Genomic DNA, 17808 nt, shown 5'->3' with positions numbered 1-17808 from the left:
CGCCGTCAGCTGCGGCGATCGACGATATACCGGGCCAGATCACGCAACGGCTCGGCCGCTGCGTCAAACGGTCGCAGTGCGTGCAGGGCCTGGTCGCGCAGCTCCAGGGCATAGGCCTTGGCGGCGTCGAGGCCGAGCAGGGACGGGTAGGTCGGTTTGTCCCGGGCAATGTCGGCACCCTGCCGTTTGCCGAGGGTTTCGGTATCGCTTTCGACGTCGAGAATGTCGTCTTGCACCTGGAATGCCAGACCGATGGCCTGTGCATAAGTCTGCAGGGATTTGAGTTCGTCTTTCTCGGCACGGCCGCTGGCCAGGGCGCCGAGTTTGACGCTGGCCTCGATCAGCGCGCCGGTCTTGTGCCGGTGCATGTACTCCAGGGCTTTCTGGTCGAGCTTCAGACCGACCGAGCCGAGGTCGATGGCCTGACCGCCAACCATGCCCGCCGGGCCTGCCGCCAACGCCAGGGCACTGACCATTTGCAGGCGGATTTCGGCATCCGACGCACTCAGGCGTGGATCGAGCAGGGCGCTGAAGGCCAGGCTCTGCAAGCCGTCGCCGGCGAGGATCGCGCAGGCTTCATCGAATTTCTTGTGGGTGGTTGGCTGGCCGCGGCGCAGATCGTCATCGTCCATTGCTGGCAAATCGTCATGCACCAGCGAATAGGCGTGGATCAGCTCCACCGCACAGGCTGCGCCGTTGGCTTGCTCGGCCTTGCCGCCCAACGCTTCGCACGCGGCGTAGGCCAGCAGTGGACGCACGCGTTTGCCGCCATTCATCACGCTGTAGCGCATGGCTTCGTACAGCCGCGCCAGCTCGGGGCTCGGTGCGGTGAACAGGGTTTCCAGCGCTGCATTGACGCGGGCCTGGCTGGTGGCCGAGTACGCTGCAATCATTCTGGCTGATCCGCGTCGAAGGGTTCCTCGGCCAACTCGCCATCACGCTCGAGCAGCACCTGAACCTTTTGCTCGGCCTGGGCCAGCGCCGCCTGGCAATCGCGGGTCAGGCCAATGCCTTGCTCGAAAGCGGCCAGCGAGTCCTCCAGCGACAATTCGCCATTCTCCAGGCGCTCCACCAGCGTTTGCAGGTCGGCGAGGGATTGTTCGAAATCCAGTGCAGCTTTTTTGCGGGCCATGGCGGCGATTTCCGGTTGACGTTAAACCGGCGCGACACTAGCAGATAGGGGGGGTATGGGCAAATGAGCGGGGGATTTGGTGCTGCCCATTCCTGTAGGAGCGAGCTTGCTCGCGATGGTCGTTAACGATGACGCGTACTGTCTGATTTGACGCGGTGCCCTTGCGTTCATCGCGAGCAAGCTCGCTCCTACAGGGTGGAAGATGCTTTTCGGCTCACCGTCCACCCAGCGCTGTGATTCCTCCCGCAAATCCAGATGCGCCCGATTGTTAAAAAACACCTGCACGTCTAACCTTCGCGTCATATTCGACTCGGCAATCACGGGTCTTTCAGACGAAACGCAGTATCCACATCTGTAATGCGCTCAGGATCAGGCGCAAGGTTTCGTCATGCATGGCAGGAGGCGTCACATGCGCTCATTTCTTTTGCTGCTGATCGGGTTGGTCTGTGTGCCGGTTCTGGCCGCGCCAAGTGCCGAGGTGTCGGAACCGGTGGGCGGCTGGCGCTTCAACGGGTTGCTGGACCGCACGGAAAACCCGCAAGTCGCCTATCCCACGCCGCCGATTGATCGGGGCGTGCAGCGCAATCGCACGATGATCGAAGGCCAGCTCAAGGCCCTCGGCACTCAGCGCGGGCCGCACACGTTGGCGGTCAACGGCAATCCGCTGAACCTCTATACCGACGAACAAGGGCGTTTCGCCCGACCCTATGCGTTTGGCGCCGGTTCCAACAGCGTCGAAGTGCGTAGCGCCGAAGGCCAGTCTCTCAAGCGTGTTCAATTCTATGAAGCCAACAACCTGCGCACCCCGGCGCGGATTCGCGTGGTGCTGGGTTGGGACGATCCGAAAGCCGAACTCGACCTGCATATTGTCACGCCCGATGGCCAGCATGCCTTCTGGGCGCATTCGGCCTTGACCAATGGCGGCGGCCTCGACCCCGACGGTGTCGATGGCCCGGGTCCGGAAATGTTCACCATGACCGCACCGCTGCGTGGCACCTATCTGGTTTACGTGAACTATTGGGGCAACTTCGGCAGCGGCGGCTATAACTTCGATGAGACCAGCAACCAGAACGAGGTGATTACCTCGCAGATCAACCTGGTGCTCAACGAAAACACCGTCGATGAAAAACGCGAGACGTTCATCGTGCCCCTGCGCGCAATCGGCGACCTGCTGCTGGTCAAGACATTCAACTACTAAGCATCCCCGCTCCACGGATGAAATTCGGGTTTTGTGAACATGAGTGATAGCACTGTTACTCCGGCCGCTGGCGCACCCGCGGCCAAACCTCCCCTGCATTGGCCGACGCTGCTGATCGGGTTATGCCTGGTCGTTGTCGTGGCCGGTGGGTTGGGGTGGTTCATGCACAAGCCCAAGGCCCCGGCCCCCGTGTTGGCCAGTGACATACTGGGCATGAGCCGCCCGGATGGCCTATTGGAAACCCACTCCCTGAGCCAGTTGCCCAAGGACTTGCTGGCGGTGCCGTTCCTCAAGGAAACCCTGACCGAAGATTTCGTCTTCTATTACGAAACCCATGCCGATCGCTTGGGCTTGATCGGCAGCTTGCGGCGGATCATCTACGAACACGACCTGAAACTGCAGGACACCTTGATCGAGCAGTTGTTCGATCAGCCTGCCGATGTAGCGTTGTGGCGTGGGGCGGATGGGCGGCTCAAGGATTTCCTGCTGGTGATGGATCGTGGCGGGCTGGCCAAGGTGCTGGAGCCGCTGGCCAAAGTGGCGCTGGACGACTCGCAGCTGAGCAAGGTCGCTGACGTGAAGGTCGGTACCGACGACGTGGCGCTCTATCAACTCAACTACAACGCGAGCAAGGCGCTGCTGTTCGCGTCCCATGGCGACAAACTGGTGGTGTTGTCCAATCCGGCGAAACTCTACGACCCGCAAAGTGGCGCAACGGAAGAATCGGGTAGCGTGTCGACCACGGCCATTGCTGCGCTGCTCAATGGCGACAAACTGTTTCCCGAAGCCTTCGGCCTGCCGCCGCGCGCGCCGCAAGTGAAACAACGCCTGTCGGTGAATGCCAGCGTGCTGGCCATGGGTTACCAGCGTTTCATCCCTAACTTCGCCGGCCTGCGTTTTGACATGGACGACAAGGGCTGGCACAGCTTCCTGGCCATGGATGAACTGGAGAATCAGCCAGACTTCGATTTCAAACCGATCTGGCAAGCCATGCCCATGGGCGCCAGCGCTTGCGTGGCGTTGCCGCTGGCAGCCGAACAACAGACACCGCTGCTGGTGAAACTCGGTGCGCAGGAGAAGGTGGCCCAGGCATTGACCGAACACATGGCCGGCGCGGCAGGCCTGTGCTGGTATGCCGATTCGCGGTTGTACACACCCTTGCTGGTGGCCAGCCTCAACGATGATGACAGCGGCAAACTCGATGGAGATCTGGGCAGCCTGTTCGACTCGATGGTCGGTGCCTACGAGAGCAAGGTCGAGGACGGCGCCTTCCCGGTGGTGGAAAAACAGGAAAGCCAGAGCCACCAGTGGCAACGCCAGGTCAGCTCCAGTTTCGGTCCCTATGCGGCCAAAGAGGCCGAAAACCCCGACGCGATCACCGGCAAGACGTTCATGAAAGTCAGCCTGGCGCGGCATGGCTCGACGTTGCTTTTCTCCCTCGACGACAAGCTGGTGGAGAAGGCCCTCGGTACCCTCGACAAACGCTTCCCGCCGATGGCCGACGTGGTACCGAAAGACCTGCTGATGCCGGTCTATTTCGGCCCGGACTCCATGGCCCAACTGATGCAGCAGGAAACCCTCGACAGCCTGCCCCAGGACATGGAACCGGTGTTCTATAACGCCGCGCAAACCTGGCTGATCCCGAAACTGCGCAAGCTCGGCGGCTACGGCAAATACGCCCTGACCTTGCCCGAAGGCAGCGAGCCAGACGGCCACTGGCAGTGGCTGCCGCTGGAGTGGAAAGCCCTGTGACGGCATTGATCCGAAGTCTCGGCCTGCTGGCGTTGTTGCTGAGCGCAGGTGCCCGCGCTGTCGAGGCACCGTCGCTCGACCCACAGCAATCCCAGGTGTTTCGTGCCTGGTTCGTGCGCATTGCCCAGGAGCAACTGAGCCAGGGCCCGAGCCCGCGCTGGTATCAACAAGACTGTGCCGGGCTGGTGCGCTTCGCCGCTAACGAAGCGCTGAAAGTCCATGACGACAAATGGCTGCGCAGCAATGGCCTGTCCAATCGTTACCTGCCGCCGGAACTGCAATTGAGCGACGCCCAGCGTGGTCTTGCCCAGCAATGGCAGCAGGGCGGCGGCAAGGTCGGGCCATACGTCAATGCGATCAAATTGATCCAGTTCAACAGCCATCTGGTCAGCCGCGATGTGTCTCAAGCGCGCCCTGGCGACCTGATGTTTTTCGACCAGGGCGACGACCAGCACCTGATGATCTGGATGGGCCGTTACATCGCCTATCACACCGGCACCACCACCACCACCGACAACGGCATGCGTTCGGCAAGCCTGCAGCAACTCATGACATGGAAGGACACCCGATGGATACCCGACGCAGCCAACCCCAACTTCATCGGCGTCTATCGACTGAATTTTCTTTCCCAATGACCGGTACCCGCATGCTGCGCTTTCTGTCTCTGATGTTGGTATTGGTGCTGCCGTTCTCGGCGGTAAACGCCGAAGACTCGGTCCCGGCCAGTGGCTATGCGCCGGTGGCCGGCGAGAGTTTTTTCCTGCTGGCCGACAGCAGCTTTGCCAGCGATGAACAGGCGATGGTGCGCCTTGAAGCGCCGGGTCGCGACTATCGCCGGTTTCGCATGGAACCCTACGGCGGCGCCGATATTCGGGTGTATCGCATCGACAAGCCGCTGGACTTCCTCGAGCGCCAGAAGAACCTTCATCGGGTGGTCAGCGATGGCCAGTTCAAGGGGGAGGGGCTGTCCAATACCCTCGCGTACCTGTGGGACAACTGGTATCGCAAATCCCGTCGGGTGATGCAGCGGGCGTTTTCCTACGAGTCGCGTAAACAAGTCACCGAGGAAGTGCCGGAACTGAAGATGGGCAACGCGATGGCCGCGCCAACGCCCTACGATGCGCAGCCGCAATTTGCACTGATACCGGGTTTGCCGGTGGTCAGCCAGTTCCGTTATCCGTTGTGGCAGGCCAAGCCGATCCAGCCACCTGCCGGGGTGAACCTGGCCGGTTCTTCCAGCGAGTTCGTCAGCGTCGCGCCGGGCAACGTGTACATCCCGTTGGGCAATCTCAAGCCGGGTCTTTATCTGGTGGAAGCGCTGATCGGCAAGTACCGCGCCACCACCATGGTGTTCGTCTCCAACACCGTGGCGGTGAGCAAGATCGCCGGTGACGAATTGCTGGTGTGGGCCGCGCGCAAACACGAAGGCAGCTCGGTGCCGAAGGTCAATGTGCTGTGGACCGATGGCCTGGGCGTAATGAGCAGCGGCGCCACCGATACCGATGGCTTGCTGCGCTTGAAACACGTCAGCCCTGAGCGTTCGTTTGTGATCGGCGAGGACGAAGAGGGCGGGGTGTTCGTCTCCGAGAATTTCTACTACGACAGCGAAATCTACGACACCAAACTCTATGCCTTCACCGACCGGCCGCTGTATCGACCGGGGGATTGGGTGTCGCTGAAAATCGTCGGGCGGGAGTTCAAGAACGCGCGGGACTCGGTGCAGCCAAGCGCGGCCGACGTCAATGTGACCGTGCTGGATGCGACCGGCACGGCGCTGCAATCCCTCGATCTGAAGCTCGATTCCAAGGCTGGCACCCAGGGCCGATTCCAGTTGCCCGATAACGCTGTGGCCGGTGGCTATGAACTGCGTTTCAACTACAAGGGTCAGGCTTACAGCAGCGCCTTTCGCGTGGCTGAATACATCAAGCCGCACTTCGAGATTTCGCTTAACCTGGCCAAGCAGGATTACCGCACAGGCGAACCGGTCAAGGGCAGCCTGGTGCTGCTGTACCCGGATGGAAAACCGGTGGCCAATGCGAAATTGAGCCTGAGCCTGCGCGCCCAACAGCTGTCGATGGTCGACAACGAACTGCAATACCTCGGGCAATTTCCGGTGGAGCTGACCAGCACCGAATTGACTACCGACGCCAAGGGCAGCGCGTCCCTCGACTTGCAGGCAGCGGACAAGCCCAGTCGCTACATGCTCACGGTGTTTGCCAGCGACGGTGCGGCGTATCGGGTCAAGACCACCAAGGAAATCCTCATCGACCGTGGCGCGGCGAATTTCCGCTTGAGCGCGCCTCAACGCTTCAGCGCTGTGGGTGACAAGGTTGCCTTCAGCTATGCCCGCGAAGGCGAGCAAGCCGATGCCGTTACGCCAGGCAGCTATGGCTGGGTGCGTTTGGAGGACCAGAGCACCGGCGAAGGCAAGCTCGCGGCAACCGACAAAGGTTTCACCCTGGCCTTTGACCGCCCAGGCACCTACAACCTGACGCTCAAGGATGATCATGGCCGGGCGGTCGGCGCCACCGGCCATTCGGTGACCGGCGAAGGTGTCAAAGCTGTACCCGGCACCGTGGAAATCGTCCTCGACAAGCCCGAGTACATCGCCGGCGATGAAGCGCTGGCGCTGATCACTTTCCCCGAGCCAGTGAGTGATGCGCTGTTATCTCTGGAACGCGACAAGGTCGAAGCCACTGCGCTACTTTCCAAGGGCGGCGACTGGCTGACGATGGAAAAACTCAGCGATACCCAACACCGCGCGCGCATCCCGGTGAAAGACGGTTTCGCGCCGAACCTGACCTTCTCGGTGTTGTACACCAAGGGTGGCCAATACAGTTTCCAGAACGCCGGCATCAAGGTGGTAACGCCACAGATCGACGTGGCAATCGCCACCGACAAAGAAACCTACCTGCCGGGTGAAACCGTCTCGGTGGACCTGACCACCCGGTTCGCCGGCAAAGCGATCCCCGCGCACCTGACGGTCAGCGTGGTCGATGAAATGGTCTACGCCCTGCAACCGGAAGTCGCGCCGAGCATCGACCAGTTCTTCTATCACCCACGGCGCAACAACGTGCGCACCAGCGCCAGTTTGTCGTTCATCAGTTATGACGTCGCCTTGCCGGGCAGCCCCGGTGCACCGGGCAAGGCCAATCGCAGTGAGCGCGGTGTGAAGGTGCTGGAGCGGCCGCGTCGCGAAGACGTCGACACGGCGGCGTGGCAACCTGAATTGCTGACCGATACCAACGGTAAAACCCGCTTCACCTTCAAGATGCCCGACTCCCTGACCCGCTGGCGCATCACCGCCAGGGCCATCGCCGATGGCGGTCAGGTCGGGCAGAAGAAGCAGTTCGTACGCTCGGAAAAACCGCTGTACCTGAAGTGGAGCGGGCCGACCCGATTCCGCGCCGGTGACAAACCGGACCTCGGTGTGTTCGCCTTCAGTCAGACCGAGAAACCGGTCAAGGCCGAACTGGTGACCCGTTACGCCGGCAACGAACAGCGGGTGCCTGTAACTCTGAACAGTGGCATCAACTACATCCCGTTGCCGACCTTTGAACTGGTCAATGGCGAGTGGAGCGCCGAGCTGATGCAGGATGGCAAAACCGCTGATGCCCTGGCGGTGCGCCTGAGCGCAACCGGTGAAGGCTGGCAGGTGACTCAAACCCAGAGCCTTGATGTGGGTGAGGGCGATACGCCGCTGACGTTGCCGACAGACGCCAGTGATATCCGCCTGCGTCTGGACGACAGTCCGCAAGCGTTGTTCCGTTCTGCACTCGACGATCTGTTGAGCTACCCCTACGGTGGCGTCGAGCAGACCGCCAGCGGCCTGCTGCCATTGAGCATCGCCTACCCGACGCTGGCGGCGAATCCGCAGATCCGTGATCGCCTGCGTCTGATCATGCAAAACAGTCGCTTGCGTCTGGTACAAATGGCCGGCCCTTCGGCGAGCTTCACCTGGTGGGGCATGGATGGCGAGCCGGATGCATTCCTCACCGCCTACGCCTATTACGCCGACTGGCACGCCAGCCAGGTGCTGGAACTGAGCCTGCCGCCGGAGCATTGGCAGCGGGTGCTGGAGGTCTACGCCAAACAGGCGAAGAACACGCCGTTGTTGCAGCGGGCGCTGATCCTGTCGTTCGCCAAACAGATGCAGTTGCCGGTCAACACCTTGCTCAGTGGCTTGATGGACGACCTGGCGAAAGCGGGCGAGGGCACCGCGGCGAACCTGATGGAGAACGGCGAAGACAGCCTCGTCATGAGTGATCCGGATTCAGCCTTGGGGCTGGCGGCTGCACGCGTGCTGACGGCATCGTTGGCCAGGCAAGCGAAGGTCGCTTTACCGGACGTGTTCAATCGGCAACTGGCCGACGCGCAGCAACGTCTGGCGGTCAGTTCCCAGCCGTTTGCCGAAGCGCTGAACCTGTCGCTGCAACCCTTCGATCAGGCTCACGCCCAGGCCTTGCTGCAACGTTTGCTGCCTCAGCAATCGACCCTGGAACGTGCGTTGGCGTTGACCTGGCTGCAACGCAGCATCGAGCAGGCATCGCCCACCATTGCATTGGCGCCGGGTGAAGGCTGGAAGAAACAGTACGGGGTTTCTGGGGAGATGTATTGGACGTGGCAGGGGGCTGCGCCAGTGCCGACGGTATTGACGCTGACCGGCGCGCAAGAGCGTCCGCTGCGCGCTGCATTGAGTTACCGCAGCCAACAGCCGGCGGTCGATCCGATGGCCGTGACCATCACCCGTCGCCTGTCGCGATTGGTGCCGGGGGATGAGGCTTTCACCTTCAAACTTGAAGCGGTCGGCAACGCGCCACTGTCCAGCGACAACCTCTATCTCGATGAGGTGATCGTCACCAGCCAAGCCGCCAGACCGTTGCGTTACGGGATGCTGGAAGTGCCGCTGCCACCGGGCGCCGATGTCGAGCGCACGACCTGGGGCATCAAACTCATGGGCAAGGCCGGCACCGAGCCGACGTCCCTGGAGAAGGCGCGTTTCGAACCGGGGCAAATGGCTTACGCCATTCCGGTCGATGCCTTGAGTGGTGAATTGCGCCTGAGGCATTTGGTGCGTTTCTCGCAGAAGGGGCAGTTCAACTTGCCGCCGGTGCGTTTCACTCAGGTTTATGCGCCGCAGCATCAGGCGATGGAACAAAAGGCAGCCCTTGGCCAGGTCACGGTTCACTGACGTGCACAGGCGGCTGACAGGTTGGTTGTTGTGTTTGATCCCTGTGCTGGCAACGGCGCAGGACGAACCTTTGCGCCTGGCCTTCAAGGGCGATTTGTTGTCGCTGAGTCGAACGCAGGTGATCACCCGCGAGCCGTTGCCGCAGACGTTGCAGTCGCCATTGGGCAGTGTGTGGAAGTTGTTCGTCTACGCCTGGCTGGTGGACACCGGCGCACGTGAGCCGGCTTATGAATGCCGGGGCCAGTCGAAGGAAGAGGTTTATTGCTGCACGGCGGGCGGCAGGATCGAGCGTGATCAGGCGTTGGTGAAGTCATGCGGTCTGTATTTCGAACCCGCACGGTTGGGCATCGGCGATGCCGACTGGCGAGCCTATTGGCAGACGCGGCAGGCGCCGCAATGGTTGCTGGATTTGCCTTCGTTGCAACCGGCTACCCGGGTTTCGGTGGCGGAACTGTTGAAGATGTTGGCCGTGCTGCCGGCGCAGGATCAAGCCCGACGTGTGTTGCTCGATGTGATGCTCAATGCCGCCGATGGCCAGGTCGTCGGCGAACTCGGAAGCCGTCTGCGGGTGAAGACCTGGAGCTGGCTGGCGGATCAGGGTGCAACATCGCGACAGGGCGGGTTTGCCGGTTGGACGGCGGACGGTACACCGGTCTGGGCCGGCGGGCGCGGTACCAGTCAACGGGTACTGCGTGATTACGCGCAGGCACTGTCTACGGTGATTCCTGTTGCATGGCCTGTGGATGCAGGGCAGTGCGTAGAGGTCGACCTGTTCTCTCGCTATCCACTTCGGCGCGTGCTGTCCGGGGGCACCGCAGTGACTTCCGGGGCATTGCAGGGTGACTACCGCGTCGAATTCGCCAACGGTAATGCGCTGGATATCCACAGCGACGGTGAACTGTTTCTGCTGAGCGACAAGCTCGTGGCTCGTCTGGATCGCGAAGAGTACGTTGCCCGTGTGCTCCAGCGCGAAGCCAGTACCGAACCGGTCGAAGCCGCCAAAGCCCTGGCCGTGGCCATCCGCACTTACCTGCTGCAAAACGCCACGCGCAGCGGTGACTGCCTGAGCATCGACGACAGCAGCAGTCGTCAGCGAGTCGCGCCGCGTCCGGCGTCGCCCGAGTCTCGCGACATCGCCGCCTGGACCAGCGACCTGGTGCTGGCCGGCAGCACCATCACCTACCATTCCGATCAACCCGGCCCGGACAAACTGTCCTGGCAGCAAGCCGTCGAACAGGCCCGTGCCGGCCAGCGCTACGACGCCATCCTGCTGCACGCCTACCCACGCGCCAGTCTCAGTCGCTGGGACAACCCGGTCGCGTCCTGCGAAGCGTTGCCCGCCGCACAAGAATGGCTGCAGAAACAACGGCGCGGCTGGCGCCAAAAACTTGAAAGCGAAACCGGCTACAACGAAGTCAGCACCTTCGCCGTATGCCGCCTGGCATTCGGCCGCCCCTATGTCGACCGCGAACGTCAGCGTATCTACGTGCGTGGCGCGCGGACACTGCAAGACCGCCTCGACCTGACCCACGAATACCTGCACCTGGCCTTCGAAGCACACCCCAATGGCCAGGATGAAACCTACATCGAAGGGCTCGCCCGCCACCTCTTGCTGGAGTAGACCATGAAACTCCGTTATCCACAGGTCTTGCTGTTGCTCTGTTCGCTGGTGGCGTTGCCATCGGTGATGGCGGCTGACAGCGTCAAACTCGACACCCCCGCAGGCGGCTGGCGCACCGGCGCGCATGAGGGCGAAGGGGAAAACTTCCGGCAGACTGTCAACTACCCGGCCTCATCGGTGAATACCCCGACAGGGCAGGCCAACACGGCTCGCATCAGCGGGCAGATCAAAGCTACAGCCAAATCCACAGAGCCCGGCCGTCTGATCGTCAACGGGGTCAGCATGCCGCTGAAAATCGACCCGGCGGGGCGCTTCGATCGCCCGTTCTCATTCCCCAACGGCAGCAACAGCGTCGAGGTTCGCAGCCCTGATGGCCAACAACGTCAGCGCACGCAATTTCTCAACAGCAGCGGCGGCGCGACCCCGGCCAAATTGCGCGTATTGCTGGCCTGGGACAGCGACAACACCGACCTCGACCTGCACCTGATCACCCCCGACGGCGCGCACATCTGGTACGGCGAGCGCGTCGTCCCCAACGGCGCAGCGCTCGACGTCGACGTCACCACCGGCTACGGCCCGGAAATCTTCGCCATGCCTGCGCCGATCAAGGGGCAATATCTGGTGTATGTGAACTACTTCGGCGGCGGTTACAGCAGTGATGAAGAGGGGCAGGAGGACGCGGTGCAAGCGCTGACCACAGCCCAGGTGACGGTGATTACCGAGGAAGGCACGCCGAGCGAGAAGATGGAGACGTTCCTGGTGCCGATGCGTGCGGTGGGGGAGTTGACGTTGGTGAAAGGGTTTAGTTATCCGTGAGGGGTAAATGTGACAGCGGTGCTGACACAACTGGTTTTTCATTTGTCGCAGTAGCGCTGCGACAATTCAATTTGGCTGGCAGCTAATTGACCGATTGTCGACGAGGCCATGGATTTAAGCGGTGTAAAGGCACTTTGCCTTTACCTGGCTCTGCGTGCTGGATATTGTTGCATCCATCAAATTCCAGGTAGGCCGCTGTTTCCCAAGGATGGCATCTGGCGTTGCAAAGTATCGGCAACGTTTCCTTAAAGCCCTTCTTGTCGCGGCTAGCTGAAGCTGAGCATGGGTTTATCGTGCCCAGAAACCTCAATTGGCAAATGCCTCAAAAAATTAGCGGTGATTGACGTGAACTCAGGCCCTGAATCATTGGCTATCCAACGGTATGAACTCGTTCAGCAATGGATACTGGAGTTGGTCCCGGCAGACGGGACGGCCGTTGGTAACAAAACACTCCGGGACCGGATTGATCGGCGTGCGGAGCTTCAGAATTTTTCTATCACTGAGGAAGAGTACTGGAGTCTTCGCGATGAACTCATTTCCCAGGGGTTGCTCAACAAAGGGGCCGGTCGTGGTGGATCGGTTTATCGATTTGATAAAGAAGCCCAAAAATACTCGACGCCCGTTGATCCTGAGTCGTCTACCGATTGGGATGATCTTGATACACCGCCAAGCGAGATACCGGATAGCCTGGAAAAACTGAGGAGCAGGCTTCTTGATCTCAGCGCTCGCAATAGGCTGCTGAATTTTTCACATGCACGCTCCAAGCGTTTCGTGCGGATCATTGATGAGTTACCGGACCATCTATTTGTCTCTTTGGCAGACGAAAAAGCCATGCGATTCGCTGCTGTTCCAGAGCCAACGGAAAGGCAGCTGCTGACTCATGGCTTTTTAAGACTGGATGAGAAAACTGGTGCGGTTGTCGAGTTAAAGAAACAACCGACAGCAGAAGTCTGGGCACAGATTCTTGGCATGACGACTAGCTATGAACTGCCACGCCCCCCTGAAAATGGGCAAGCTGCCAAGCACTCTGACGATGCGATTCAGACACTTTATTACCCCGCAGAGATGGAGTCGCGGTTACAGGTTTTGTATACCCAATCGCGATCAGCTCTCGAAGAGACGGGGGCGAACATCCTTTATCTTGCGCTTGGGTTTCTGGAGTGGGATGAGTCAGTGGCGGGCAAAGACAGCACCCGTCTCGCGCCCCTGATGTTGGTGCCAGTGAATCTGGAGAAAGGCAAGCTCAACCCTCAAACCGCGACATTCGAATACCGCGTTCAACCTACTGGCGAAGACATTCTTACCAACCTGTCATTGCGAGAAAAGCTTCGTGTCGATTTTGGTATCGCGCTACCGCGCATAACCGACGACAGCACACCCGAGGAGTATTTCGAACGTATTGTCGAAACGGTGCTGAAGGTCAAACCTGACTGGAAGGTTCATCGCTTCGCTTCGCTTGGCTTGTTCGAATTTGGCAAGTTGATGATGTATCTCGACCTTGATCCTGCTCGTTGGAAAGACCAATCGTTGCTGGACCATGGCTTGGTCAATCGGCTTACAGGGATGGATGGCTTACCCGCCGATTCGTCAGGAAAACAAGGCGCCTTTTGCGTCGAGCATTCAATTGACGATATCGAGCAGGTGCACCTGCAGTTTCCTCTGATCGACGATGCCGACAGCTCACAGCACAGTGCCTTGATAGATGTCATTCGCGGTGATGATCTTGTGATTGAGGGCCCTCCAGGAACGGGTAAGTCTCAGACCATCACCAACATGATTGCAGCGGCGCTGGCCCAAGGTAAAAAAGTATTGTTCGTTGCCGAGAAGCGTGCAGCGCTTGAGGTGGTCAAGACCCGACTGACGAGAGCAGGTTTGGGCGATTTTTGTCTAGAGTTGCACAGCCATAAGAGTCAAAAAAGCGCTGTCATCGATAGCATTCGTCAGCGGATTCAGAAAAGTGGCGGCTATCGCTCGCCCAAGCAATTGACGGATCTGATCGCCAACTATGAGCGATTGAAGCAGCAACTCAATAAGCACGTACACCTCTTGCATGCCCAGTTCGAAGAGTCGGGCATGAGTATTCACGAAGTGCTGATGCAAGCAACTCGATTGCGTGAGGCATTGTCGATTAAACCGGCCGATCTCCATCCGCAGTCAGAGGTGCGAATCGATAAAGGGCATCTGCAAGAGCAGGCTGGCTTCTATGCACACATCTATCGCAAGACAGCTGAAGAAGCTGGTCACGCTGGCATGCTTGAGACGCACCCATGGTTTGGTAGCACCAAAACTCGTGTGACTGGCGCAGAGCGCTCTGCTCTTCTAGAGAGTCTTGCCCTGGCTCAGCAGGCATTGGGACGACTCGCCTCCCTTCGACCTCAATTAGCGGAGCAATTGCAGGTATCCGCTCTGGAAACCTACAGTCCAGATCAGTTGCGAAGTTTGGCCGCTTCAATTCCTGCACTCGCATTTCCCAAAGGTGACGAGGATTGGGATCTGCTAGGCCGACTGGATATCGAGTCGTGTGAGGCATTGAAGCTCTGGCTGCAAGGTATGGACTCCTTATTGGACGAGCAAGTGGTCCTGGCTCGGTCGCTGCGCGCAGATGTCATTGGCTCTGGACAAGCGATAGCGTCAATCAAAAAATCCTGCGCGTCCATTCGTTTGCATAACGGTGATGAGGCCCTGTCCCTCAATGCGTTGCTCGATGTGATCGAAGAAGCCGAGGAGTTGCTGGAGTTGGCCCCACGAGCCCAAATGCTGATTCGGCTGTTATCGGAAGAGTCTGCGGTTCAGGGTTTGCGAAGCGATTTTGTCGGAATTGAGCAACTGGTGCTTTTTCTGAAAATGCTTGCGGCGATGCCCGAGGATTTGGCACATCTTCGCCACAAACGCTTCGAAGATGAGAGCTTGGACGAGTTGGTCGCAGAGTTGGATAGCGACATTCCGGTCATCAAACAGTTGCAGGAGCAGGCAGCGAATCATTTCACTCTCGATCGATTGCCCAGTCATACGCGACTGGAAGATTTGAGCCGGGTTCTGGCGGACAAATCACTTTTCCGTTGGTTCAAGGGGCAATGGCGCTCTGCGAAGGCTGAAGTTCTGACGATGGCGCGGCCAGGGCTCAAGCTGAACCAGCTTCTGGTGAACTTGCCAGATGTCATCGCGTATCTGAAAAAGCACAAGCAACTAGATGAAAGCAAAGTGCTCACCGAGAAACTGGGTGAACACTTCAAAGGGCTTGATACTCCCATCGATGCGCTCAAGCGTATTCGGGGGTGGTACAAGCTCCTGCGTACCGAATGCGGGCGAGGATTTGGTGCAAAGGTATGGATCGCGGAGTACCTGCTCAAGGTAGATAGCGAGCATCTGGCCAAAGTTGCGACTGATAGTGCGGAGCTTGAACCTTACTTGTTGGATGTTCTGGAACATCGGCTGGATCTGGAAGAGCTGTTGCCTTTTGACAGTCATGATTTGCGTTCAGAAGACTTGCTCTCCTCAGAGGGTTTGTATGTTCGCCTGATCAAGGACATCGGAACTGCGCTGCGTTCTTTGCTACCCGTAATCAGCGAAGAGCAGCCGACCATGGGGCAAATGCTTCAGCTGATTCAGTCGGTGGAAAGTTGGCAGGCCCGCTCGGCAGCCTTACAGAACGACTCTGTACTACAAACGTGCTTGCAAGGTGAAGAGCTTCCTCGGATAGACAATCTTTCTGCGGCACGACCTCGCTTGACGAGTTGGCGGCATACCGTTGCCTTCGTTCAGCCCATTCTGGCATTGCCGATTCGAGATATTCTCATTCCGCGCTTGACCGCCTGCACGTCAAAAGAAGCCGAGTCCCTGATTCTTCATTGGCATCAACAAGCTAAAACGCTCGCGCTCGCTGTAGAGACTTGGGAACAGTCGATCGAGGCATTCTTCCAAAGTGCTGCAGTAACTGCTGGTCAATGGTGGCAGTCAATCGAGAAACAAGATTTCGAGCCAATGGCTGGCCGTTTGGCCTGGGCAGCTCAAAACCCTGATTTGCTCGACCATTGGTTCGAGTACCGTCGCTTGCGATTGCATCTGGTTGAGTTGGGGTTTGAGACAGTCGTCGAAGCAATCGAGACGCAAAAACTGGAATCTGAGCGCTGCGTCGATGCCTGCCTGCTAGGGCTTCTTGATAGCTGGGCATTGAAAGTCCTTGAGCTAAATCCCGCCTTGGGCCAGTTTTCGGGCAAAGAGCAGGAGGCTATCCGCGCTCGTTTTGCGGAAATCGATGAGCAGCTCAAGCGTCTTCAGCGCGAACAGGTTTCATCGCGTATCAGTCAAAACAATATCCCTGTCGGAAATAGCCATGGAGCGGTCAGAGACTTCACGCAATTGGCCCTACTGCAACGTGAAGCCGAGAAAAAGACACGGCACGTACCGATCCGTAGCTTGATGAATCGTGCGGCTGAAGCCCTGCAAGGCCTCAAGCCCTGCTTCATGATGTCGCCAATGGCCGTCGCTCAATATTTACCCGCAGGGCACCTCGAATTCGATCTGGTCGTGATGGACGAAGCCTCTCAAATGCGTCCAGAAGAGGCATTGGGAAGCATCGCCCGGGGCAAGCAGCTAGTGGTCGTGGGAGACCCGAAACAGCTGCCACCTACGAACTTCTTCTCCCGCAATGGCGGCGATTCGGATACCGACGAAACCGATGCTTCGTTAGCTGAGGACTCGGAAAGCATTTTGGAAGCTGCCATGCCGCTGTTCAAACTGCGACGTCTACGTTGGCACTATCGTTCTCGCCACGAGAGCCTGATCGCTTTCTCCAACAAAGCCTTCTATGAAAGCAATCTGGTGGTGTACCCATCACCGCACCGTGAGTCTGCAGAGTTCGGCGTCAAGTTTGTCAGAGTGCCGCGCGGGCGTTTTGTCGAACAGCGCAACCTGGAAGAGGCAGAGGTTGTCGCCAAGGCTATTGAACACCACGTGATTCATCGCCCTGATGAATCGCTGGGTGTCGTGGCCATGAACGTCAAACAGGCCGACCAGATTGAGCGGATGCTTGAACATCTGGCAAAACAGAGCCCGCAGCTACAAGTCGCGCTGGACCGTAATCAGAGTCAGGATGAGCCGCTGTTCATCAAAAACCTGGAAAACGTTCAGGGTGATGAACGAGATGTTATTTACATCTCCGGGACCTACGGTCCAATGGAGGTAGGTGGTAGCGTTCCTCAACGTTTCGGCCCAATCAACGGTGTCAGCGGATGGCGGCGTTTGAACGTGCTCTATACCCGTTCGAAGAAGCGCATGCAGGTTTTCTCCTCGTTTGGCTCAACCGATGTCCTTGTAACTGGGACCTCCAGTAGAGGCGTGCAGGCACTGCGTGATTTTCTGCATTTTGCTGAATCTGGCCGGATGCCTCACATCAAAGAAAACGATCGTGCGCCCGACAGTGATTTCGAAGTGGCAGTCATTGAAATGTTGGCGCGTCATGGCTATCAGTGCGAGCCGCAGGTTGGTGTGGCTGGTTTCTTCATCGATCTGGCCGTCCGCGATCCTGGGCAACCTGGCCGTTACCTGATGGGGATCGAGTGCGATGGAGCTGCCTACCATTCGGCCAAATCGGCGCGTGACCGTGATCGCTTACGCCAAAGCGTGCTGGAGCAATTGGGCTGGAATATTCGGCGCATTTGGTCGGTGGACTGGTTCCGTAATGCTCGCGTGCAAATCGAGCCGATTCTTCAAGAGCTGGCACGGTTGCGAACGGAGCCGGTTGAAGTCATCGAGGAGACAAGCACGGAATCTGAAGAGGTTTCGATCCAGCAAGTGGCTGATGAGCAGAGCGAACATGCTGAGCGAATTACCCTGGAGGGTAATTACAGCCTGCGAGAGAAGTTGACTTGGTTGGAAGAAAACGTAATTCGGCCAAACTTGCCAGAGATCCCAGCCAATCAGCGGTTGTTGAGGCCTGCGATGCTGGAAGCATTGCTTGAGTTTCTTCCAGCTGACCGTGTTGAATTTCAGCAAATGATTCCTGGCTACTTGCGTAATGGTACCCACGGCGCCGAAGGGCGATACATCGATGATGTACTGCTTGTGATTGGTGAGCAGTAATGGGCGGGCTATTGAAA

9 protein-coding genes are annotated in these 17808 nt (G+C 58.8%); 7 read left to right on the top strand and 2 right to left on the bottom strand.

Translation table 11 applies throughout. The annotated features are described in order from the left end of the window. Window positions 1–5 precede the first annotated feature (5 nt). Complete coding sequence (ispA, locus tag ABIE16_RS24920; protein WP_057713134.1) at window positions 6–893, bottom strand: (2E,6E)-farnesyl diphosphate synthase; 888 nt, start codon at window positions 891–893, stop codon at window positions 6–8. After that, window positions 890–1132, bottom strand: a complete 243-nt coding sequence (locus tag ABIE16_RS24915) for an exodeoxyribonuclease VII small subunit (protein ID WP_007970180.1) — start codon at window positions 1130–1132, stop codon at window positions 890–892. Before ABIE16_RS24915 ends, ispA begins: the two co-directional genes overlap by 4 nt. A gap of 409 nt (window positions 1133–1541) precedes the next feature. Between ABIE16_RS24915 and ABIE16_RS24910 the strand changes: the two genes are divergently transcribed. From ABIE16_RS24910 to hhe, 7 genes are all read left to right on the top strand, one after another. Then, window positions 1542–2330: a YfaP family protein gene (locus tag ABIE16_RS24910; RefSeq protein ID WP_102670752.1), complete on the top strand. Its 789-nt coding sequence runs from the start codon at window positions 1542–1544 to the stop codon at window positions 2328–2330. 39 nt (window positions 2331–2369) lie between these two features. Further along, window positions 2370–4082, top strand: coding sequence for a DUF2138 domain-containing protein (locus tag ABIE16_RS24905; protein WP_429522149.1), 1713 nt, complete (start codon window positions 2370–2372; stop codon window positions 4080–4082). Beyond that, window positions 4079–4717: a DUF1175 domain-containing protein gene (locus ABIE16_RS24900; protein ID WP_429522148.1), complete on the top strand. Its 639-nt coding sequence runs from the start codon at window positions 4079–4081 to the stop codon at window positions 4715–4717. Before ABIE16_RS24905 ends, ABIE16_RS24900 begins: the two co-directional genes overlap by 4 nt. Then, window positions 4714–9273: an alpha-2-macroglobulin family protein gene (locus ABIE16_RS24895; RefSeq protein ID WP_429522147.1), complete on the top strand. Its 4560-nt coding sequence runs from the start codon at window positions 4714–4716 to the stop codon at window positions 9271–9273. Before ABIE16_RS24900 ends, ABIE16_RS24895 begins: the two co-directional genes overlap by 4 nt. 1 nt (window position 9274) lies before the next feature. After that, on the top strand, window positions 9275–10894 hold the full coding sequence (locus ABIE16_RS24890) for a DUF2300 domain-containing protein (protein WP_429522146.1): 1620 nt from the start codon (window positions 9275–9277) through the stop codon (window positions 10892–10894). 3 nt (window positions 10895–10897) lie between these two features. After that, complete coding sequence (locus ABIE16_RS24885) at window positions 10898–11710, top strand: YfaP family protein (protein ID WP_429522145.1); 813 nt, start codon at window positions 10898–10900, stop codon at window positions 11708–11710. Between the two features lie 282 nt (window positions 11711–11992). After that, complete coding sequence (hhe, locus tag ABIE16_RS24880) at window positions 11993–17791, top strand: DUF4011 domain-containing anti-phage protein Hhe (protein WP_429522144.1); 5799 nt, start codon at window positions 11993–11995, stop codon at window positions 17789–17791. The last annotated feature ends 17 nt before the right edge of the window (window positions 17792–17808 follow it).

This window comes from Pseudomonas sp. 2725 (assembly GCF_050434585.1).
GTDB classification, from domain to species: domain Bacteria; phylum Pseudomonadota; class Gammaproteobacteria; order Pseudomonadales; family Pseudomonadaceae; genus Aquipseudomonas; species Aquipseudomonas jessenii.
This window is presented reverse-complemented; position numbering and strand designations above follow the sequence as displayed.